At 40.5% G+C, this 22659-nt stretch carries 17 protein-coding genes and 1 pseudogene; 9 read left to right on the top strand and 9 right to left on the bottom strand.

Annotated features, from left to right (window positions below; genetic code table 11):
* Positions 1-271: 271 nt before the first annotated feature.
* Positions 272-682, top strand: coding sequence for a lactoylglutathione lyase (gene gloA / locus Q4557_RS16600; protein ID WP_102437219.1), 411 nt, complete (start codon positions 272-274; stop codon positions 680-682).
* A 122-nt stretch (positions 683-804) separates the two neighbouring features.
* On the opposite strand, the gene Q4557_RS16595 is transcribed toward gloA, so the two are convergent.
* From Q4557_RS16595 to Q4557_RS16565, 7 genes are all read right to left on the bottom strand, one after another.
* A complete protein-coding gene (locus tag Q4557_RS16595) occupies positions 805-3318 on the bottom strand; it encodes a TonB-dependent siderophore receptor (protein WP_303414045.1) in 2514 nt (837 codons plus the stop codon).
* A 733-nt stretch (positions 3319-4051) separates the two neighbouring features.
* Positions 4052-5059 carry a Holliday junction branch migration DNA helicase RuvB gene (gene ruvB / locus Q4557_RS16590; RefSeq protein ID WP_303414043.1) on the bottom strand — a complete coding sequence of 336 codons (1008 nt, stop codon included), beginning with the start codon at positions 5057-5059 and terminating at the stop codon, positions 4052-4054.
* 35 nt (positions 5060-5094) lie between these two features.
* Positions 5095-5712 (bottom strand): Holliday junction branch migration protein RuvA, encoded by a 618-nt coding sequence (gene ruvA / locus Q4557_RS16585; RefSeq protein ID WP_102437215.1) that lies wholly within the window; start codon positions 5710-5712, stop codon positions 5095-5097.
* Positions 5709-6230, bottom strand: a complete 522-nt coding sequence (gene ruvC / locus Q4557_RS16580; protein ID WP_102475520.1) for a crossover junction endodeoxyribonuclease RuvC — start codon at positions 6228-6230, stop codon at positions 5709-5711. Before ruvC ends, ruvA begins: the two co-directional genes overlap by 4 nt.
* 15 nt (positions 6231-6245) lie before the next feature.
* On the bottom strand, positions 6246-6992 hold the full coding sequence (locus tag Q4557_RS16575) for a YebC/PmpR family DNA-binding transcriptional regulator (protein ID WP_102437211.1): 747 nt from the start codon (positions 6990-6992) through the stop codon (positions 6246-6248).
* Between the two features lie 118 nt (positions 6993-7110).
* Positions 7111-8892, bottom strand: a complete 1782-nt coding sequence (aspS, locus tag Q4557_RS16570) for an aspartate--tRNA ligase (protein WP_303414039.1) — start codon at positions 8890-8892, stop codon at positions 7111-7113.
* A gap of 301 nt (positions 8893-9193) precedes the next feature.
* Positions 9194-12025, bottom strand: a complete 2832-nt coding sequence (locus tag Q4557_RS16565; protein ID WP_303414036.1) for a transporter substrate-binding domain-containing protein — start codon at positions 12023-12025, stop codon at positions 9194-9196.
* 236 nt (positions 12026-12261) lie between these two features.
* Between Q4557_RS16565 and cmoA the strand changes: the two genes are divergently transcribed.
* The 8 genes and pseudogenes from cmoA to Q4557_RS16525 all read left to right on the top strand — a co-directional run bounded on the left by cmoA (position 12262) and on the right by Q4557_RS16525 (position 21125).
* Complete coding sequence (gene cmoA, locus Q4557_RS16560) at positions 12262-12993, top strand: carboxy-S-adenosyl-L-methionine synthase CmoA (RefSeq protein WP_303414034.1); 732 nt, start codon at positions 12262-12264, stop codon at positions 12991-12993.
* Positions 12990-13982, top strand: a complete 993-nt coding sequence (cmoB, locus tag Q4557_RS16555) for a tRNA 5-methoxyuridine(34)/uridine 5-oxyacetic acid(34) synthase CmoB (protein WP_102437204.1) — start codon at positions 12990-12992, stop codon at positions 13980-13982. The genes cmoA and cmoB overlap by 4 nt, the downstream gene beginning before the upstream one ends.
* A 29-nt stretch (positions 13983-14011) precedes the next feature.
* Entirely contained in the window at positions 14012-14776 is a 765-nt protein-coding gene (locus tag Q4557_RS16550; protein ID WP_102437202.1) for an ATP-dependent zinc protease, read from the top strand.
* An 8-nt stretch (positions 14777-14784) separates the two neighbouring features.
* Positions 14785-16290 (top strand): inactive transglutaminase family protein, encoded by a 1506-nt coding sequence (locus tag Q4557_RS16545; RefSeq protein WP_102437200.1) that lies wholly within the window; start codon positions 14785-14787, stop codon positions 16288-16290.
* Positions 16290-17246: an alpha-L-glutamate ligase-like protein gene (locus tag Q4557_RS16540; protein ID WP_076536381.1), complete on the top strand. Its 957-nt coding sequence runs from the start codon at positions 16290-16292 to the stop codon at positions 17244-17246. The genes Q4557_RS16545 and Q4557_RS16540 overlap by 1 nt, the downstream gene beginning before the upstream one ends.
* Positions 17209-19014 (top strand): hypothetical protein, encoded by a 1806-nt coding sequence (locus Q4557_RS16535; RefSeq protein ID WP_303414033.1) that lies wholly within the window; start codon positions 17209-17211, stop codon positions 19012-19014. The genes Q4557_RS16540 and Q4557_RS16535 overlap by 38 nt, the downstream gene beginning before the upstream one ends.
* On the top strand, positions 18992-20137 hold the full coding sequence (locus tag Q4557_RS16530; RefSeq protein WP_303414032.1) for a DUF3541 domain-containing protein: 1146 nt from the start codon (positions 18992-18994) through the stop codon (positions 20135-20137). The genes Q4557_RS16535 and Q4557_RS16530 overlap by 23 nt, the downstream gene beginning before the upstream one ends.
* Before the next feature lie 86 nt (positions 20138-20223).
* A pseudogene (locus tag Q4557_RS16525) lies at positions 20224-21125 on the top strand (LysR family transcriptional regulator).
* Between the two features lie 69 nt (positions 21126-21194).
* Here the strand turns inward: Q4557_RS16525 and Q4557_RS16520 are convergent.
* Positions 21195-21458: a chemotaxis protein gene (locus tag Q4557_RS16520; protein ID WP_303414031.1), complete on the bottom strand. Its 264-nt coding sequence runs from the start codon at positions 21456-21458 to the stop codon at positions 21195-21197.
* An 81-nt stretch (positions 21459-21539) separates the two neighbouring features.
* The gene (gene thiH, locus Q4557_RS16515) at positions 21540-22649 is read right to left on the bottom strand and encodes a 2-iminoacetate synthase ThiH (RefSeq protein ID WP_303414029.1); all 1110 of its coding nucleotides are present in this window, start codon (positions 22647-22649) and stop codon (positions 21540-21542) included.
* Between the last annotated feature and the right edge of the window lie 10 nt (positions 22650-22659).

The raw sequence follows: 22659 nt of genomic DNA, 5'->3' as shown, positions 1-22659 counted from the left end.
CAGCAAGTTTTAAAACATTGATACAAAAAATGCGCTGAAACATACTGCGATTACTACTGAGGTACCAAGAGCCATTTTTAGTTCTGTTGTCATTATCTTGTCTCCAAATGAATATAAGTTAATTTTAGCTTTTAATAATTATTTTCCTATTGTTTAACAACAAAACTGTGAACTAAAACGTAAATTTTAACCTGAAATCAATTTTATATCTCAGATGAAAATTTGTTATGCTTGAACAGTTACTTACATACATTCAATTATAGAGAATATTATGTCACAACTTCTTCATACCATGATCCGTGTCGGCAACCTTGACCGTAGCATTGAGTTTTATACCCAAGTTATGGGGATGAAATTATTACGAAAATCAGAAAACAAGCAATATCAATATACCCTCGCCTTTGTCGGTTATGGGGATGAGTCAACTGGACAAGCTGTAGTTGAATTAACTTATAACTGGGGTACTGAGAGCTACGATTTGGGTACAGGTTTTGGGCATTTAGCTATTGGCGAAGAAGACATATACGCCCGCTGTGAAGCCATTGCAGCTGCTGGCGCCAATATCACTCGCGCACCAGGCCCTGTTGCAGGTGGAAGCACCGAAATTGCCTTTGTAGAAGACCCAGATGGTTACAAAATAGAACTCATCCAAATGAAGTCAGCGACTCAGGGCTTAGGTTAAAAATCAGCAAAAAATTAGCTTAATGGTTAGAATAACTATCTAACTAAGATTGTCACTTGGTGACAATACAAAAAAGCCAGCGTTAGCTGGCTTTTTATTGGATTCATATAAGTTTTAATTGCTTAGAACTTAAATGATACACCTGCGTAGATTTGACGACCAATGGTGTCATACACTTCAGGAACTGTACCTGCATCGTTTTCACTTGGGATCATCAGTGGCTCTTCATCGGTTAAGTTTTTCACACCAATGTTAGCTGAGACTGCGTCGCTGAAGAAATACGTTGCCGAAACATTGTGGTAAAGAATTGAATCAATCGGAGCATCCGTGTTGATGTCATTCATTTCGCCAATATAACGGTTCGAATACATTACACTCCAATCACCTTGTCTTGCACTTATGTTGAAGTTGTTTTTGTATTCAGCGTAACCACCGAACATACCACCAATTGTACCAGTGTAATTTTGGCCATCTTGCTCAAACTTAATCAAGTGAGTCAGATCGTTATTGATTTTCCAATCCAAACCAAATGCTTCAAAGCTGTATGCTAAGTTAAAATCAATACCTGATGTATCTTGATAACCAACGTTCGTTAGTGGGTTACTTAGGTCAGATAAATCACCATTAGCGCCAATATTAAAAGTTTCACAAGCACTTACATCACCAGCAAAACAGTTATTTAGACCTGCTTGAACGTCTAAACGAGAAATCGCGTTATCAATCTTAAATCTCCACCAGTCAAGTGTGATAGATAGACCATCAACATAGCTTGGTGAGTAAACTAAACCAGCAGTATAGGATTCTGACGACTCAGCATCTAAGTTTTCATCTGAGGTGTAGTTAACTAAAATTTGGTCATCTAACTCATTACCCCAAGGATCATCTAGGTAGTCGAATGAACCTGAGTTACCACCAAATAATTCGCTGACACTTGGCGCACGGAAACCAGTAGCAGCTACTGTACGAAGCATTAAATCATCGGTCGCCTCATAAGTTAAGCCCATTTTCCAAGTTGCAGCACTACCAAAAGTAGAGTAATCATCATAACGAAGTGCAAACTCACCAGTTAATTTTTCAGTGAAAGGGACACTGACTTCTTGGTAAACAGAGAATACATCAAAGCTGCCATCAGTTGGATCTTGCTGCGCTGCAGTACCTTCACCAGCAATAATTACTGGATCTGGATTGTAATAACCACTTTCATGACGGTACTCTACACCGATTGCGAAAGCCACTGCACCAGCATCTAAATCAAATGCTTCACCGCTGATCACACCAGCAATAACATGTTGATCGTTACCGCCATCAGTTTGCTCTGTGTAGCTAACGGCATCAATCATCTCTTGGCTCATAGGATCGCCACCAAACCATGCATCTTGATTCGCATTGATTGATTTTATCATGTTGCCTTGGTGAATTGAATTATGTACCCAAGTATCAGCTTTGTTACTGCCGTAGGTATAAGACACATCCCAGTCCATACCGGTATTAATATCTAAATAACCGGCTAGACCAGCAGATACACGTAGGGTATCTGTTTCTTGTTCATAAACACGATTACCAACATCATTCATACGTTTACGGTAGTTGATCATGCCGTCTTCATCAGCAGCAACGCCACCAGCAATCATTGCATCGTCTAATGTAATACAGTCATCTTGCTTAATATTGCCTTCACAAACTTTTAAATCTAAGTTAGCTGGTTGAGCTGCCATCATTTGATTAGATTTACGTTTAGTGTAGAGGATATCACCGCTTAAAATCATGTCATTTGAGAATTCGTGATTACCATTAGCAAAAAAACTGTAACGTTTATTTGGCGTTTGTAACCAGCTATCTTGGGTGAAATCGTATCCGTATTCACGATCGCCCCATTCGCCAGTCTCAGGGTTAATTTGTTTGCCACCTAAAGTGCCTTCAGGAATAAAAGAGCTATCACCCTTAGCAACCCAATCACGATCGCCCTGCATTACACCTTTACGCTCTGAGTAAGCTAAACCAAAAGTCACGTTACCTTTGCCGGTATCAAAACCATATAATGCACTTAGCTCTAGGTTCTCGCCATCACCTTTGTCAGTTGCACCGCCATTGATATCAAACTGGAAACCTTCAAAGTCTTTTTTAGTAATGATGTTAACAACACCAGCAATAGCATCTGAACCATATACTGCTGATGCGCCATCTTTTAAGATTTCAACACGAGCAATCATTGCAACTGGAATAGTGTTCAAATCGACTGCACTGTCTGCGCCAGATCCTGAGTTCACCATACGACGACCATTTAACAGTACTAATGTTCTGTTTGAACCCATACCACGTAAATCAACTTGCGCTACACCATCAGATCCGTTGTTGGTGGTCGCACCTGCAGCCATACCGGCCATAGCAGGTTGAGATTGTAGAATTTCATCTACAGAGTTATAACCTTCCGCTTTGATAGCACTGGCGTCAATCGTGGTGACAGGCGATGCTGTTTCCATATCTTGACGTTGAATACGGGAGCCCGTTACTGCAATTCTTTCTACGTTAGCAGATTCTTCTGCTGCGTAAGCACTTACCGAAACGGCTGAAGCAGCTGAAACTGACGCTAATAACGCGACGTTTACGCTGTTTGATAATTTAGATCTTTTAAGCATTTGTAGCTCCCTGGTGATATCTTTTCTTATTCTATGTACGCAATTAAATAAGTATTTAAATTTGCGTTGAACTAGATACTGTATAACCAGAGATATTTCGTCAAACCACTAACCTTTAACTTTTGACCGTTATCTTGTTAATAACTTACAAGTGCAAGTGTTAACACTAATAAGTAGCTATCGCGCTAAAATAGAATTTATTTTACTTAGCAGTGAATAACACTGCCAATAACCATCAAATAAAGTGTTATCATCTAGTGCAAAAATAACATTTTTAATACTTATCAAAACGAATATATGTGACAGTGATCACACAATATTATTGAAGCTTGCGCCATATAAAATTTATTTAGTCAGTTTTTATTCAGTTTAAGATCTGTTTAGGATCTAAAACACTGTAACCCGCACCAGTACTGGGTCTTTATAGAATTATTAACTGTGGTTATTATTTAAACAAGTATATTTATAACAATGAAAGGTAATTTTATCTGTAGGATTGTTTGTATGGCTCAATTAAATAGCATTAGGTTTTAACAAGTACAACACAAGCAGGTGTTAGGTTATTACAATTTAACAATTGAGTATTATGCCATCCGGTATGTTTTATTTTTAATCATTTATAAATGTTACAATTCGTCGATAAGTTAATAATGAATATTTATTCAATACTGCACCATTATTTATAAGTAAAAAAAAAGGAAAGCCTTAGCTTTCCATTTTTTATTACAACAAATTAAACTGCTGGTTTTATGATATCAAAGTGCAGATATGCTCTATCTGTTGCAATTCGACCACGTGGTGTTCTTTGTATAAAGCCTTGTTGGATTAAAAATGGCTCTAATACATCCTCAATGGTTTCTCTGTCCTCACCAATAGCTGCGGCAAGGTTATCTAAACCCACTGGCCCGCCCATGAACTTATCAATGATGGCTAATAATAATTTTCTGTCTAGATAATCAAAGCCTTCTAAATCAACATCAAGTAAATCCAGCGCTTTTTGTGCGACCTCTGCAGTTACAAAGCCATCATGCTTTACTTCAGCGTAATCGCGAACACGTCTTAACAAACGATTAGCGATACGAGGTGTTCCCCTTGAGCGTTTTGCAATTTCAAAGGCGCCCTGCTCATCGATGGGTAATTCCATGACTTTGGCTGAGCGAGTCACAATGGTACAAAGATCTTTTACGTTATAAAACTCAAGACGCAGTGGAATACCAAAACGGGCGCGCAAAGGCGACGTTAACGCCCCTGCTCGGGTGGTGGCGCCAATTAGAGTAAAGGGTGGTAAATCCAGTTTAATGGAACGTGCTGCAGGTCCTTCACCAATCATAATATCTAATTGATAATCTTCCATTGCAGGATAGAGAATTTCTTCCACTACTGGGCTTAAGCGGTGTATTTCATCGATAAATAGCACATCACCATGTTCAAGGTTTGTCAGTAGTGCAGCGAGATCGCCCGCTTTTTCAAGTACAGGTCCTGAAGTAGACTTAATATTTACACCCATTTCATTGGCAACAATCATCGCCAGCGTAGTTTTACCTAAACCTGGAGGGCCAAAAATCAATATATGATCTAAGGCCTCTTCACGTTTAAGCGCTGCCTCTATAAACACTTTAAGCTGGGCGCGAGTATCATCTTGACCTGTATAGTCTTCAAGCATTTTAGGGCGCATCGCCCTATCAATATGTACTTCTTGCTCAAATTCTTGTGGTTGTATTAAGCGATCTGCTTCTATCATTTATATCTCTTTAATTAAGCAATTAAATACCGGAGTTAAAGCATCGATTTTAGCGCGGCTTTAATTAATACTTCGCTGGTCATGCCGTCTGAATAAGCTGTTATAACCGCTTTACTCGCTTGCGCGGGTTTGTAGCCTAATGATACTAGTGCGGCAATAGCATCTTCTTCGGCATTGTTTTCAACCACTGCAGGTTGATAGTTAGTTTGCAATGCAAACTCACGCTCGGAGCCAACGGAAGCTTCGAGTAAACTTTTCAGTTTATCGCGCATTTCAATAACTAAGCGTTCTGCAGTTTTTTTACCGACACCGGGAAGTTTTACTAAGGTCACGATATCATCACGCTCAACACAATTAACAAACTCGCCAGCGGTCATACCTGACAAAATGGTAAGCGCCAGTTTAGGGCCGACACCATTGGTTTTTATTAATAAGCGAAATAACGCCCGCTCTTGCTTAGTAATAAAACCATAAAGTAATTGCGCATCCTCACGTACCACAAAGTGGGTGTATAGCATTGCGGTATGGTTTAATTCCGGTAACTCGTAAAAACTGGTCATTGGTACCTGTAACTCGTAACCAACGCCATTAACATCAAGTACAATTTCTGGGGCCTGTTTCTCAACCACCAATCCGCATAATCTTCCAATCATTTGTATCTTCCATATGTGCGGCTTTGAGCTTTTCCACCCAGCGCAATTAAACTTTGATAAGTGTGGTAGTGACAAATAGCAACGCCAAGTGCATCAGCAGCATCAGCTTGAGGCGCAGCAGGCAATTTAAAAATTTGCTGGATCATATGCTGAACTTGCGCTTTTTGCGCGCGCCCCGTCCCCACAACAGCACTTTTAATTTGGGTTGCACTGTATTCAGCAACCGGCAAATTAGCATTCATGGCCGCCACAATGGCGGCGCCGCGTGCTTGCCCAAGCTTTAGAGCCGAATCGGCATTTTTTGCCATAAAAACCCGTTCAATGGCAAATTGATCCGGCTGGTATTGCTTGATGATTTCTGTAATGCCATCAAAAACTTGTTTTAATCGAGTCGGCAAATCATCTGCTGAGGTTCGAATACAGCCACTGCCTAAATACAGTTGTTGTCTGCCTTGGCACTTGATGACGCCGTATCCGGTAATTCGTGAACCAGGATCAATGCCTAATATTGTTGTCACGGTTTTAAGGTTTCCTTAACCTAGACTTTCCATTACTTCGTCTGATATTTCAGCGTTATGATAAACCTCTTGAACATCATCATGATCTTCTAAATTATCGATCAAGCGCATAAATTTAGCTGCGGTATCAGCATCTAAATCGGCTTTAGTACCGGCAATCATGGTGACTTCGGCATTTACTGCTTCAAAACCAGCAGCATCTAGGGCATCTTTAACACTGCCAAATGCATCAGGCGTGGTGAGTACATCAAATGCACCATTATCATGGGAAACCACATCATCTGCACCCGCTTCTAAGGCAGCGTCCATCAGTAGATCTTCATCGACAGTATTTGGATATGAAATGACCCCAGATTTTGTAAACATATAAGCGACAGAACCATCGGTGCCTAGGTTACCACCTGACTTACTGAATGCATTGCGTACGCCAGAGACAGTTCGGTTTTTGTTGTCGGTCATGGTTTCAACCATCACTGCGGTGCCACCTGGGCCGTACCCTTCATAAATAATGGTATCAAGCTGCTGACCATCAAGCTCGCCGGCACCACGTTTTACTGCGCGCTCTACCGTGTCTCGGGTCATATTATTTGATAAAGCTTTGTCTATTGCGGCGCGTAGACGCGGGTTAGCATCTGGATCTGATCCGCCTTCTCGTGCTGAAACGGTTAACTCACGAATAAATTTACTGAATAATTTGCCACGCTTGGCATCTTGGGCCGCTTTACGATGCTTAATATTGTCCCATTTACTGTGTCCAGCCATGGTAAGTCCTTTAAATTTCCGGTCTCAATACCTGTTAGATTACACACTTAGGTATTATAAAAACAGACCGAGGCATATGCCTCGGTTTGTTATTTTATCAATGTAGCCAAACTTTAGATTACTCTTCAGTAGCGGGCTTCTCTTGCGGAATAACATTGATACCTAATTCAACTAACTGCTGCGGGTTAGCAAAACCAGGGGCATTAGTTAACGGACATGCCGCAGTGGTTGTTTTAGGGAATGCCATTACATCACGTATTGAGCTTGCACCTGTCATTAACATGATAATGCGATCTAAACCAAAGGCTAAACCTGCATGAGGTGGTGTACCATAACGTAATGCTTCAAGTAAGAAGCCAAACTTCTCGTTGGCTTCTTCATCTGAAATACCTAAGATACGGAATACCGCGCTTTGCATCTCTGCATTATAAATACGCACTGAACCACCGCCTAATTCACAGCCATTTAATACCATATCGTATGCATCTGAAATCGCAGCGGCTGGATCCGCTTCTAATTGCTCCGGGGTAACATCACATGCTGCGGTAAACGGATGGTGAACAGCGTGGAAACCACCATTAATTTTCTCAAACATTGGGAAGTCAACAACCCACAATGGACGCCATTCACCTTCAAGTAGGTCAAAATCTTCACCGGCTTTAAGACGTAGTGCTCCCATTGCTTCAGCAACAACATTGGCTTTATCAGCGCCAAATAACACGATGTCACCTGTTTGCGCACCTGTGCGACTGATAATTTCGTTAACGATTTCTTCGTTTAAGAATTTAAGTACTGGTGATTGAATACCTTCAATGCCAGCAGATAAGTCGTTAATCTTCATCCACGCTAGGCCTTTAGCACCATAGATGCCAGCGTACTTAGTGTAGTTGTCAATTTGTTTGCGAGACAAAGATGCGCCTGCTGGAATGCGTAATGCCGCAACACGACCTTCGACATCGTTAGCTGGACCACTGAATACTGCAAATTCTACGTCTTTAACCAAATCAGCGATGTCCACTAACTCTAGTGGGTTACGTAAATCAGGCTTGTCTGAACCAAAACGTGCCATAGCTTCTGCATATGGCATACGTGGAAATTCACCTAAATCGACATTTAATAAGTCGTTAAATAAACCACGAACCATTTCTTCAGTCTTCGCCATCACTTGATCTGACGACATGAAAGAAGTTTCGATATCTATTTGAGTAAATTCTGGTTGGCGATCTGCACGTAAATCTTCATCACGGAAACACTTTACGATCTGGTAATAACGGTCAAAACCAGACATCATTAACAATTGCTTAAACAACTGTGGTGACTGAGGTAAGGCAAAGAATTGACCTTTATAGGTCCGGCTTGGAACTAGATAATCACGAGCGCCTTCTGGTGTAGCTTTGGTTAAAATTGGCGTTTCAATATCTAAAAAACCGCTGTCATCAAGGAAACGACGCACAGCACTAGTCACTTTAGAGCGAAATACGATTCTGTCAGCCATTTCTGGGCGACGTAAATCTAAGTAGCGGTATTTTAAACGCTGCTCTTCACTATTGTTTTGGTAGTTATCCATGCTTAGTGGTAACGGCGCAGAAGCATTGATAATAACTAAGTCTTTACCTAATACTTCAATTTCACCGGTTTTCATTTGTGCATTAATTTGGCTTTCTGGTCTTGCACGCACCACGCCTTTTACTTGTACACAAAATTCACCACGTAAACTACTGGCAACCTTGAAAACATCTTCTAAATCCGGATCATAAACAACTTGTACAATCCCTTCTCTGTCACGAAGATCTAAAAAAATCACGCCACCTAAATCACGGCTACGGTTTACCCAACCTACTAAGGTGACTTCTTGACCAAGATGAGACTTATTGACGTCTCCACAATATTGACTGCGCATTTAACTCTACCCTTAATTCGGTAATAGGTTCTAAAAAATAATTCTGTTAAACATTAGATAAATAATGCTAGCAACTATAGTACTTAAACAACGTCAATGACGTGATAAATAAATCCGAACATTATTTTACTACAAGCTTTGAAATAGTTTACTGCAATTAACGCGGCTTTAGGAAAAAGTTAGCACAATAAACGTGCAAAAAAGCATCATCCAATGCTTTTTTTGTGGATCTGCTGCATTTTTGGTTAACCGCTGCCAAGCCTTAAGTTTATTTGTTAGAAATTAATCAAGACTATTCAGCTTATTGGTAACCTAAGTTGTTAGCGCTTTTCTTGTTGCGGTACATATTTTTATCAGCACACTTTAACAATGCAATGGCGTTATCACCATCATCAGGATAAATCGCCATACCGATACTGGCAGTAAGCGTTAGACTGATACCATCAATCCTCAAAGGCTCTGTTAGGTTAGCAGTAATGGTTTCAGCCACCTTAATTGCACTTTCTGCGTTATCGATATTATTCAGTAGTATGACAAATTCATCACCACCAAATCGAGAAACTGTATCTGATTTTCTAACCGCTTTTTTCAAGCTATTTGCTATAGCAACTAATGCTTGATCACCAACATGATGGCCATAGGTGTCATTAACTGCTTTAAACTTATCGATATCAATAAATAAAATGGCAAATTTATGTTGTTCTCTTAGATGAGCGGTGACGGCGCAAGCTAATCTATCATCAAGTAAACACCGATTAGGTAAATGAGTCACAGGATCATGCTCAGCTGCAAATTTACTTTCTAATTGTGCTTGTTTACGAAGCTCCACTTCTGCCTTCAGCCGCCTGTTACCCCAAATAACCAACAATGTAATAGCGCTAACAATAACTAACCCTATCAACAGCATCTTAAACCAATGTTGATATTTATCCGCTTCGCTACTTAAGTCAATGGCCACCCATTGCTGATACATTTGCTGCTGCTTTGTTTCATCAATAGTTTCTAAGGCACGATTAATTAGTGGGATGAGCTTTTTAAGTTCTGAATAGACGCCAATATGACTTTTTTGCTCTGCTAAATCCGCTACCAGTGCTATTTTTAAATCAGGGAAACCACCTTCATTAAGTGCATAAGCCAAGGTAACCACTTGCTCAATAAATAAATCAGCTTGACCTGTAGATACGGCTTTTAAACCACTTTTGACATCTGCCACAGGCATGATCTTTAAGCCTGGAAATTGTTGCCTTAATTGATTATTGATGCTGTACCCTTTGACCACAGCAATCCGTTTACTTGTGTATTGACTTAAATTAAATAGTGGTTGCTCAGTGAGTGAGGTGGCAATGGCCCAAGGAGATGGCCAGTAACCATCGGTAAATTCGAGCGTAGGCTGCTGCAATTTACTCTTGGCCATACTAGCGACCATGTGTATGGTTCCTGATTTAATATCATTGTTAAGGCTATCCCAATCTTGATAAGCAACTGGAATAATATCGATTCCTAATTGATTAGAGATAATGTCAGTGACGTCGCTGTTAACGCCAGAAAACTCACCCTGTTCATTTTGATATTCCATTGGTGCCCAGTCGTCTAAATAGCCCAATTTTAATGCACCTAAGGAGTCCAAATATTTTTGCTCGTTATGACTTAAAAATATTTGCTTATCACGGCTAATAAAAGTGCGGTCGTCATTATTAACCAGCCATTTACGCTCTATTTTATTTAGTTCATGCAAACTAATCAGCTTGAAACCATTGGTGATACGCTCAGCAAGCTCTGTGTTTTCAACATTGGTGAGGTTATAAATCTGGGTGCTAAATTCAGTTGAAGTGAGCTGATTGAAATCTGCCCATTTTTTATTATTAAGTAAGTAATGTGACGTAGTCGCACTCGATGCAACAAAGCCGACAATATCGCCGTCTTGGCTCGCTTTGACCATTTGAGCCATAGAATCGTAATACCGCAGCTGCGCATTAGGCAATAATGTTCTCAGTTCAACAATATAAGGAGATGTGGCAAAAATACCAATGCGTTTACCATCAACTTGACTAATATTGGTTAATTCTTTTTGGTAACTAAAAAAACGACTTTTAACCGTGTATAAATGATTTGCTCGATTTAACCCAGTGTTCATCGTGTCACTTTCAGGATAACCAATATGAACATCGGCAAGCCCTTTCTTAACCATGTTAATGCTACCGTTCATATCGCTAGAAATGAAATTAATATTGATGCCCGTTTTTTCTGACCATAGCTGCCAAATATCAACAAATAAACCATGGGGTTGACCTTCAGGGTTTATATCAACAAACGGCTCAATTTCAACTTGCATAGCGATCATTAAGCCGCCTGATTCACGTCTCAGGCCAAACCAGCGTTTCTCAATATCATCAACCACCTTCGCTGATATTTGCGCAAAACCTTGGTTAATTTCAGCAACCCAATAACTGTGCCGTTTGGCAACCGCTGGCGCTAAATTAACTGTATTAACTGAGATCCTAGCGGAAGTTTGATACTTATTGGCCAAATCAAAATTAACCGGAATCCCTTGATAATAACCTTGAATAGCAGCAAAAGCATATAGCTCGCCATCAATTACCGCGTCCACGAGTTCACGTTTAGTTTTGAAGGTTTTAAATGTGAGACTAGGTTCAATGGCTAATAAATCATCGAGATGAGATGTGCCTTCGATAACCCCTATTTTAAAAGGTTTTAAATCTGTGATGCTTTTCTTAGTGGCGATATCATTATGAAGGTAAACGTAATTATTTAATGTTGTTATTTGATTGGCATAAGCAAATTTTGTCTTTCTTTTCGCGTTTACTACCATTCCTATATGGGCATCGACCTTACCTTCTTCAATAGCAGAGAGTGACTCCTTCCATGGCATGGGCTTAAAAATCACTTTAATGCCACTCTTAACTGACCATTCGTGCCATAAATCGACCATCAAACCCGAAGGGTTACCATTTTGATCAACAAATTGATAAGGGTAAGCGTCTTCACTCATTGAAATAGATATTGTTTTCGGTAGTGAGCTTACTAGTATCTCATCTGAGGAGGTATTAGCCCAAGTAGCAGTGGTGAGCACTAAACTGACTATGATGACAAATATAAATTGAGTGAACTTCAAGCGCTATCCCTTGTGCAAGATGTATTTTCTCTGAAGAAAAAGGTTATGTGTTTGTTGGTTATTTTTAATTACTGTACATCATACCGTTTTATATCGACTAATTGTCTAACAAGATGAATAATTTACCGAGAAAATAGCCAATAAACAAAATAATTTACAAAAATTCCAATGGGATACTTGCTGCTATTTGTTAGGATTAGCTAGAATGACAATATAATACTCCTAAGTTACTGCAGATGAACTCTCAACAAGACACAATTTACGCCACAGCAACTGACAAAATATCAGATTTTCAATTTGATAATCGCGTCGCTGGTGTGTTCAACGATATGATCAGACGTTCTGTACCTGGTTATGCACAAATCATTAATACGATAGGTGATTTTGCTGATAGGTATGTAACGCCAAATTCTAATATTTATGATTTAGGCAGCTCCTTAGGCTCTGCTACCTTAAGTATTCGTCGTCAAATTGAACAACGCCAATGCCGTATTATCGCAGTAGATAATAGCGAGTCTATGGTTTCTCGATGTCAGGAAAATCTCGCGGCTTATGTCAGTGATACTGAGGTTGAGTTAATTTGTGGTGACATTAGAGATGTAGAAATCACCAATGCATCGATGGTGGTGTTAAATTTCACCTTACAGTTTTTACCGGTGCAAGATAGAGATAGCCTGATCAAAAAAATATTTCAAGGCTTATTGCCTGGCGGCATTTTAGTGATCTCAGAAAAGATCTGCTTTGAAGATGATGTGATTCAATCATTGCTGTATGAACAACACCTCGATTTTAAACGTGCTAATGGCTACAGTGAGTTAGAAATCAGCCAAAAACGCAGCGCACTTGAAAATGTGATGCGCCCAGACAGTTTAACAATCCACCAACAACGCTTTACTGATAATGGCTTTAGTCATTCAACTGTATGGTTCCAATGTTTTAATTTCGCATCTATGGTGGCTATCAAGTGATTAGTTTCAGCTCTTTTTATCAACAAATTGCCGACTCATCGTTACAACACTGGTTGGAAGAATTACCGGCTATTTTAGGAAAGTGGCAACGTGAACATAAACACGGCAATTTACCTAAATGGGAAAAAGTCCTTAACAAACTTAATTACCCTACTCCAACAAGCATCGATTTATTCAATGGTGTCAAAATTGGCGATGGCAGCCAATTAACTGCAGGTCAAACTGAAAAACTTGAAAACCTTTTAGGCTTGTTTCAACCTTGGCGTAAAGGTCCTTTTAATATTCATGGTATTGATATCGATACCGAATGGCGCAGTGACTGGAAATGGGATCGAGTAAAACCACATATTTCACCGTTAGAGAATCGCACCGTGCTAGATGTAGGTTGTGGTAGCGGCTACCATATGTGGCGCATGCTAGGGGCTGGCGCAAAACGTGTCGTGGGTATTGACCCTTCGCCGTTATTTTTATGCCAATTTGAAGCCGTTAAGCGTTTAGCGGGTAATCAGCATCCTGTTCATTTATTGCCATTAGGAATTGAAGAACTGCCAGCACTTGATGCGTTTGATACAGTGTTTTCTATGGGAGTGTTATATCACCGCCGCTCACCTATCGACCATCTAATGCAGTTACGTGATCAACTGCGTATGGGCGGCGAATTGGTATTAGAAACTTTAGTTATCGATGGTGATGAAAATGCGGTTTTAGTGCCAGAAGACAGATACGGCAAAATGAACAACGTATGGTTTTTACCCTCCGTTGATGCGTTAATGTTATGGCTTAAAAAATGCGATTTTACCGATATCCGTTGTGTCGATGTTGATGTCACCTCTATGGCAGAACAGCGCTCAACTAAATGGATGAAAAACGAGTCGTTAGTGGATTATCTTGATCCAAATGATGTTAGTTTAACGGTAGAAGGTTACCCTGCACCCAAACGTGCAACGATTATTGCAATAAAGAACCAACCTAATCACGACTTAATTTAACCTAGATTATTAAAATAACAGGAATTATCATGTTAAAGCAGGTATTTATTTTATCTTGTACAGCCGCGTTAATCACCGGCTGTGCTTCAACAGAAAAAGTAACTCCGGTTGGTAGTGAAGAGTTTACTTCAAATTTAGCCAGTTCTCAGGCCGCTATTATTGAAGCGATTAATAGCCAATGTATTAGCGCCACACCTGAAATTGTTGCCTTAAACGAAGAAGTACAACAATTAAGGTTACAAATCACCGATACTCTTACCAAACAATCTGAAAAAATGGATGCTGATGCCGTTGCATTAGCGCAATTAAATGAACCACCTCAGTGTCCTGAGTCAGCAATAACCGATAAGTTTGTTCTGGGTGAAGTAGAAAGTGTTTTTATTGACGAATTAAAAGCCGCTTTTGCAACGCGTATTGATACTGGCGCTGAATCGTCATCATTAGATGCCCGCAATATTGTGTTATTTGAACGTAATGGCGTTCAATGGGTTCGCTTCGATGTAATGATCAATGGAGAGGATCAACCTGGGGATACTTTTGAACATAAAGTTGAACGTTTTGTGCGCATTAAACAAGATGCAGAACAACCTGATGATCGCCGCCCCGTTATTCATGCCCACCTGCAAATTGGTAAATACGCCGCTGAAACTGACTTAAACTTAACCGATCGTAGCCATTTAGATTATCCCTTACTACTTGGTCGTAAATTTATGAAAGATATTGCTGTAGTCGATGTCGGCCAGAGCTATATTCATGGAAAAAAAGACAAACAAATAACGACAAAAGTTAAATAGGACTTCTAATGCATTCACGTAAACCGTTTTTTATCTTCGTCGCGTTATTATTTATATTCGGTACTGCAGCCAGTATTTATCGCAGCGTTGAACACAACGTCCCTTTCCTTCCTGGTCAGCAGGTTCAAAGCTGGTCAGTGGAAGCAAAAGTGATGTTTAATGGTAATAATAACCCAACCGAAGTATCACTCTCTTTGCCACAAGATCCTGCATTTGATGTACTTTCAGAAAATGCTACCTCACCGGGATATGGTCTAAATATCTCAGAAGGGGCTGACAGAAGAGCAGTTTGGTCAATTCGTGAATCCTCTGGACGTCAATCCTTATATTACCGTGTAACACTGGTACCGACAGGTCAACTTGACGTCACCCAAGATGAAGTACCTGAAACACCAGAACCCTTTTTATGGCAAGTCACTGAAAAAGGCGCCGCTGACCAAATCATGAACGATGTATGGCAGCGCAGTGCTAATAACCTTTCTTACGCACAGCAGTTAATGTCAGTGATTAACGACACTAATCAATCGCAGAATTTAGCACTGTTATTATCAGTTAACACTCGTACCCAGTTGTTTTTGCAAATGCTGCACTCTAAAGGCGTTCCTGCAAAACAAGTGAGTGGTCTAATGCTAGAAGACCAACGTCGTCGTCAGCAACTCAATCCTTATGTGCAGGTTTATCATAATGGTGAATGGGTTTTATTTGATGTTGAAGGCAACAAACAAGGCCGTCCTGATAACTTGGTTTTATGGCAACACAATAACCAATCGGTGTTAGATGTTGTTGGTGGCAGTAACTCGCAAGTTAACTTTTCAATGTTGCAAGAAACACGCTCAGCACTGGCAACCTCTATCGATATGATGAAAAACTCAGATGCACTGGATTTTTCTTTGTACCAATTACCACTAGAAGAACAAAGTACCTTCAAAGGGATTTTATTGATCCCAATTGGCGTGCTTGTAGTGGTGTTCTTAAGAGTGATTATCGGTATCAAGACATCAGGTACCTTTATGCCGGTACTGATTGCATTAGCCTTTATTCAAACCACATTATTGACCGGTTTAATTGGCTTCTTGTTAATTGTCGCCTTTGGTTTGATGATCCGCTCCTATTTATCGCAACTTAACTTATTGCTCATATCCCGAATATCCGCGGTCATTATTGTAGTGATATTTATTATTGGCTTGTTTACGCTTATTTCCTATAAAGTGGGATTAAGTGAAGGCTTAACCATTACCTTCTTCCCGATGATCATTTTGGCATGGACCATTGAACGTATGTCAATTTTATGGGAAGAAGAAGGCCCTAAAGCGGTAGTGATGGCCGGCGGTGGTAGCTTGTTTGTCGCCACCTTAGCCTACCTTGCTATGAGTAACAGTTGGATCCAATATTGGGTATTTAACTTCTTAGGTATTCACTTAGTGATTTTAGCAATGGTGTTAGTGATGGGCCAATACACTGGCTACCGTCTCACAGAGCTTAAACGCTTTAAACCTTTGGCTGGAGATCAGTAATGAACTTTGCCTGGCCTTGGGAGCTGCGCCGCAAAGGCGTATTAAATATGAATAAGCGTAATATCGATTACATTGGAAAATATAATCCTCGTAAATATTACAAACGCGTGGATGACAAGCTGATTACCAAGCAATTAGCTTTAGCCAATGGTATTGCCGTACCTGACTTGATTGGTGTTGTTGAAGAGCAGCACAAAATCAATGATATTCCGCAAATGGTCATCGACCGTACTGGCTTTGTGATAAAGCCAGCAAAAGGTTCTGGCGGTAAAGGGATTTTGGTGATCACTAAAGTGGAAGGCGGTCGCTATTATAAACCTAATGGCGATGAAGTGACGCCGACTGAAGTTTATCGCCATGTCTCCAACATCTTAAGTGGGTTGTTTTCTTTAGGCGGCACCCCTGATGTCGCCATTGTTGAAGGCTTGATTGAGTTCGATCCGGTTTTTGATGGTTTTAGTTACGAAGGCGTGCCTGATATCCGCTTAATCGTGTTTAAAGGCTATCCAGTAATGGGCATGCTACGCTGCTCAACAGCTGCTTCTGATGGCAAAGCTAATTTGCACCAAGGCGCTGTCGGTGTCGGTTTAGATATTGCTACAGGCAAAAGTTTGTTTGCTGTTCAATTTGATGAACCTGTTTTAAAGCATCCTGATACTCAATTTGAATTGTCACAAATTCAAGTCCCAAACTGGGACACCCTGCTTCATACCGCATCCAGTGCCTATGAAATGTGTGAACTGGGTTATTTAGGAACCGATATGGTTTTGGATAAGCAGCGAGGTCCATTACTACTGGAGCTAAATGCTCGACCAGGACTTGCAATTCAAACCGCAAACGGTAGAGGGATTTTACAACGCTTGCAACATGTTGAGTCTATCAAAGGCCCTGCCGTTTCAGTGGAAGAACGTGTGGCTTATGCCAAAAAGCATTTCTGTAGTAATCCTAACTTTTAGTTTATTGGCAACTGCGCAAGCAGTTGCCAATCCTCTTCAGCTGTTTGTGCAACAATGTTTGCAATACAAACCGTCTTTAGCATCCCTAGATTTAAAGCAAACAACCCCTTACCAAACATTACAGTTTGAGCAATTAACCTTAGGCTTTAACAATTTTAACGACCGTTTAAATTACTACCGCCACTTAGCCACTCATAACCAGCGTGAAGGGCTATTAATGTGCCAATTACATTTAGCTGATGAATTATCAGCATTGTTAACAGCGCCTCAATTATCCAGTTTTATCGCTGAGCTTGAAGATAGCCACATGCCCTACTCTTTATTAGCCAATAAAATTAACGCGATTACACTAGCCCAACTTGATATCGATACCAAATCACAGTTACACAATGCACAGGCAACGATAAGACGAAACCTTAGTAATAGTAATTTGAAATTGGTATTTAATAACGCACAATGCCAGTTAGATACCAACCGCGATGATACAAACTCTGCTTTTGAGATCAGTTTAGCCAAATACTTACTTTTACAACCAGATGAGCAATGCCGAAAAACCACTTGGCAGGCCTATCAAGCACGGGCAAAAAGTAAAAATCAGCAGTTATTAGCGACAATTAAAACCATTAAGCAGCAAGTTTCAGCGCCTGAGCCCAGCATTGCTTCAGCTGAAGCCCAAAGCGCGCCATTACAGGCAACCCAATCATTATCAACAAAGCCGTTATTAACAAATCAGCTGTTATTATCCTTCTTAGAAAGCCAAACCAATAATATTAATACAGCGCCTTGGAATATCGGTAAAACCCTTAGTCAGATAAAAAATACCCCTTATCTTGGCCCCAAAAACAGTAGTGATTTATTTCAGCAAGTTGTCGATGTATTAACGCCTCTGGGGCTTGAATTCGAAGCGATTCCCCTCCAAGTGCAAGCTGATATGTCGTCCACTAATGAAACCAATACCACCGCGAGTACTGGCAATGGCACTGCAACGGTCAATGAACCATCAGAACCAATTACAACTTATCGCTTGTGGCATCAGCAGCGTTTAGTTGGTGAACTCTATATCCATACAAGTAAGCATTCGATGGCGAATATCATTAGGTATCCGGTGATCGGTCAGCAATTTGCCCAAGCGAGCGTGGTTTTTCCAAAATATTTATCTAATCGGCGCCAAGCAATGCAACTGGTGAAAAGCCTCAGCGAGGCCATTACTGCTATGACTCGAGGCAGCCAATTCTATTTGGTAAATAAGCTTGGAGTATCAACAGATAATTATTTATTAGGTTATTATTGGTTAAGCAGTCATCTACAACACCAATTAGCCTATTTAACCCCTTCAGCGAGAGAGCAATTTGCTGAGTCTTATCGACAGCAACTTAGGGTATTTCGCAGCAAAGTCGCTTGGTATTATTTAAACTCTGAGCAGCAAGGGGATGATATAAATAATCAACAACTAAATAGCGCCATCAATCAGGCTTTTCAGGCGAGTTTTAATCAACAATGGCCGGATGCAAAAAATATGGCCTATAGCTTTAACGGCATAGCTAATGAAGGGCTCGATTACTATCACCCACTTTGGCAACAAAATTTAGTTAATTTGATTAATACAGACACTAACGCTTCAATAACAAATCGCCAAGTTTTTGATATTTTGGTAGTTAATGAAGATAATTTATCCCTAATCCAACAAATGAGCATTATACTTAATCCACCGACTGATCCATTATCAATCATCAGGAGAGCCTTTAATGTTGGCAATTCGAAAATTTAAATCCTTAACCAGTTTAATCAGCTTTTCGTTGCTACTTACTTGTGCCAGCAGCTTTGCTGAAACCAGAGATAACCATCAATTAACTCACCAGCAAGTTCGAAGCGCAATTCAGCTTAACCTTGAACAAAATATGTATTCCTTGCCACCTCGAATTCAAGGGCATTATGGTTTACGTATGTATCGCATGACTGGTGATGAAAAGTACGCTAATGCCGCTTTAATTGATTTGATCACCATTACAGAAAGACAAAACTACTTTGCCTGTAATATGGATAAACCTAATTTTATTGAAGATGAAGCCGAACAAGCTATTAGTGTGTTAGGTAAAGGTCCTCGTGCTAAAGCGCGTAAAAAAGCCCTTAAGCCGTTTCCAGAGTTTATTTTCTATAGCGATATTTTATTGCGCTATGCCAGTCGCACCGATGAACTGGGTTTCATGGGGCCATGTCATGAGCAAATGATTAAAGGCTTAAAAGCCTATGATTTAACCCCAGCTTTGACTGATCCTAAAATGATCACATCATGGGCCGCGCAGTTAGTGAATTATGTTTACTGGGCTAAACAGCTAAATGTGGGGGATTATGTCGAGGTATATAAACAAGCGTTCATCGAGACTTATCCTGACGATAAAGACAACAATCTTGATAAAAAGCAGTACCGAAACAAGCTATATGGTATGACACACTTTATTTTTGCCTCTAGTGGTTATTACCAAGAGCAAGTTAACGCCAAAGATTATCAATGGATTTTAGATTTCTTTAATAACAACATTGATAGGATCTTAACTGATGCAACCGATGACATTATTTCAGAAGTCGGCATTAGCTTTTTATTAGCGGGTCAGCCAAACCATCCTGTGGTTAAAAAGACTCAAAACCATATTGCGGCGTCATTTATCCCTGAGTATCAACTGATCCCGTCACCTCGTGGTAATCCCAATATGGTGTCAGGCGAACACCGCAATGTATTGGCGATGATGCTTCTTGATTGGCCAGAGAAGCTGCATAAAGGCCCTTACCTTGCTGAAATAAAAGCGACGAAAAAGTATTTGCCGGTGCAAGTGACGCCTAAAGATCTCACTAAAACTAACAGCAATACAAAAGAGAAACCTAGCGCTAAGTAATTAAGCGCGTTCTCGATTGCCTTCAAGAGCGTATCACTGTGTGATACGCTCTTTTTAATATTGACCTGTAAACTAATGAGTTTTGTATGAATAGAGCAAAATCCACACTTGAGCAATGGCGAATTATTCAATCTGTAGTGGACTTTGGTGGTTACGCCCAAGCAGCAGAAAAGCTGAATAAAGCCAATCTTCGCTCAATCACGCTGTGGCTAAACTACAAAACCAACTTGGGATTCAATTACTTGAAGTAAAGGGACGCAAAGCTTACCTAACGCAGCAAGGTGAAGTACTACTCAGGCGCTCACGTCACTTAACCCAAACCGTTGATGAACTTGAGCAACTTGCGAGCAATTTAGGACAAGGCTGGGAGCCCAACTTGACCATTGCCCGCGAAATCATCTATCCAATGCAATTTCTTGTGGACGCCTTAAAAGCCTTTTGGCCCGATAGCCGTGGGACCCGAGTGACTGTCATTGACTCGGTGATCACAGGCACACAAGAATTAATTGACAATAACATCGCCGATATCGCTATTTGCGGTATTCCTGCAAAAGGCCATATTGCCGAGTTCCTGTGTGAGTCAGACTTATACCTTGTATGCAGTCCGACTCATCCATTAACCCAGTGCGGTATTGTTGCCGATGAAACAGAGCTGGCGCAGCACTTACAAGTGGTCATTAAAGACACTGCAACTGAAAAATCAGTAGATACTGGTTGGTTAAAGTCAGAGCAGCGCTGGACAGTATCAAACTTTCACGAAGCAAAAAACGTGTTACAAAGTGGCATTGGCTTTTGTTGGGCGCCCGCTTATTTGGTCGAGGATGATATTCGCCAAGGTAAGCTCGCCAGGCTTATTCTTAAAGGCAGTAAAAGTCGTAAAATTGCATTAACTTTGGTTATCCCTAACCGAGATAATCAGGGGCCTGCCAGTAAATTGTTAGAATCTTTAATTTTATTACAGCACGATATTGACCAAAACAAGCCTTGATAGATATCTGATTTATTTAGCTTTAATGATACTCAAAGTCATTAATGCCAGCTCAAGTTACATTGAGTTCTACACTGAGACATCGATTATGGTGCCAATGTTTTCAGACCAGACATTTATCACATCTACTGCAACCTCGGCGTGAGAAATAGCTTTCTGAGCATCAATCAGGGCCGCTGTTTGCGAGCTAAGCGTGACGCTATCTGCAGTTATTTGTACTGAGGCAGAACTTAGCGTTTCTGGGATGGCTACCGCCGTGGTCGCCTGCGCTAAATCATTGTGCGCCTGTTGCAGTCCTTGAACACCGAGGGTAAAACTTGATGCTATTTCCATGATACAACTCCTTTTGAAACAACCTAATAGCAAGTTATATCACATTGAATAGTCTTGATAAAATGCATACCAATTTAAAAACTAATACCAGTTTGTCTCCCAATCTTTCCATACTGGGTTAAGCCCTGACTTTTGTATTTGCTGCACTATTTGCACCGCGCTGCGCTCATCTGAGATTTCAAATTGATCCAACTGGGTGTTGGGATTTTGATAACCACCAGGTTGGGTTGAGCTGCCAGCGCTGATATGAGTCACCCCTAAAGGCAATAAGTTGTTACGTAACTGCTGGGTTTCTCTGGTAGATAAACTAATTTCAAGCTGGGGGTTAAACAATCGAAACGCACAGATCAATTGCACTAAGCCCACATCAGTTAATTCGACTTTAGGACTAATTCCACCGGTACACGGTCTTAATCTCGGTAAAGAAATACTGTAACGACTGCGCCAGTGATGTTTTTCTAAATAGGCCAAATGATAGCCCATTAATAACGCATCTACGCGCCAACTGTCTAATCCGAGCAATACCCCTAATCCCACTTTATCAACCCCAGCCGCCGCGACCCTTTCTGGTGTAGTGAGCCGATAAGTAAAGTCTTGTTTTTTACCTCTGGTATGATGCTTGGCATAGGTTTGGCGATGATAAGTTTCTTGATATACCATCACAGCATCGAGCCCTAACCCCACCAGCTGGGCGTATTCATCTTGCGCCAAAGGCTGTACTTCGATTGCTACATAACTGAAATGCTGTTTTACCAGTGGCAAGATGGTTTTAAAGTATTCAATGCCTACTTTGGTTTCATGTTCTCCAGAAACCAGTAATATTGAATCAAAACCTCGCTGTTTAATGATTTGAATTTCAGCTAATAATTCGGTCTCTGTTAAGGTTTTTCGTTTGAGTTTATTACTCATAGAAAAACCGCAATAGTCACACTCATTTGCGCACAAGTTAGATAAATACAATGGCAGGTATAAACCAATATTAGCCCCAAAGCGTTGCCGGGTTATCTGATATGCCCGCTGCGCCATCGTTTCTAAAAAAGGTAATGCAGCAGGCGATAAAAGCGCGATTAAACTGTCAATATGACCTTGGGGGCGCTGTAATGCTTGTTGCACATCAGCTTCAGTGCTGCTATTAATCCGCATTGATAAATCGATTAAATCTAGCTGTTTAAATTGCTCGACAAAACTCATGGTGCGCCAC

The sequence above is a fragment of the Shewanella sp. 5_MG-2023 genome (assembly GCF_030547465.1).
Taxonomy (GTDB): domain Bacteria; phylum Pseudomonadota; class Gammaproteobacteria; order Enterobacterales; family Shewanellaceae; genus Shewanella.
The sequence above is the reverse complement of the archived record's forward strand: the minus strand, read 5'-3'. Positions and strand labels throughout refer to the sequence as shown.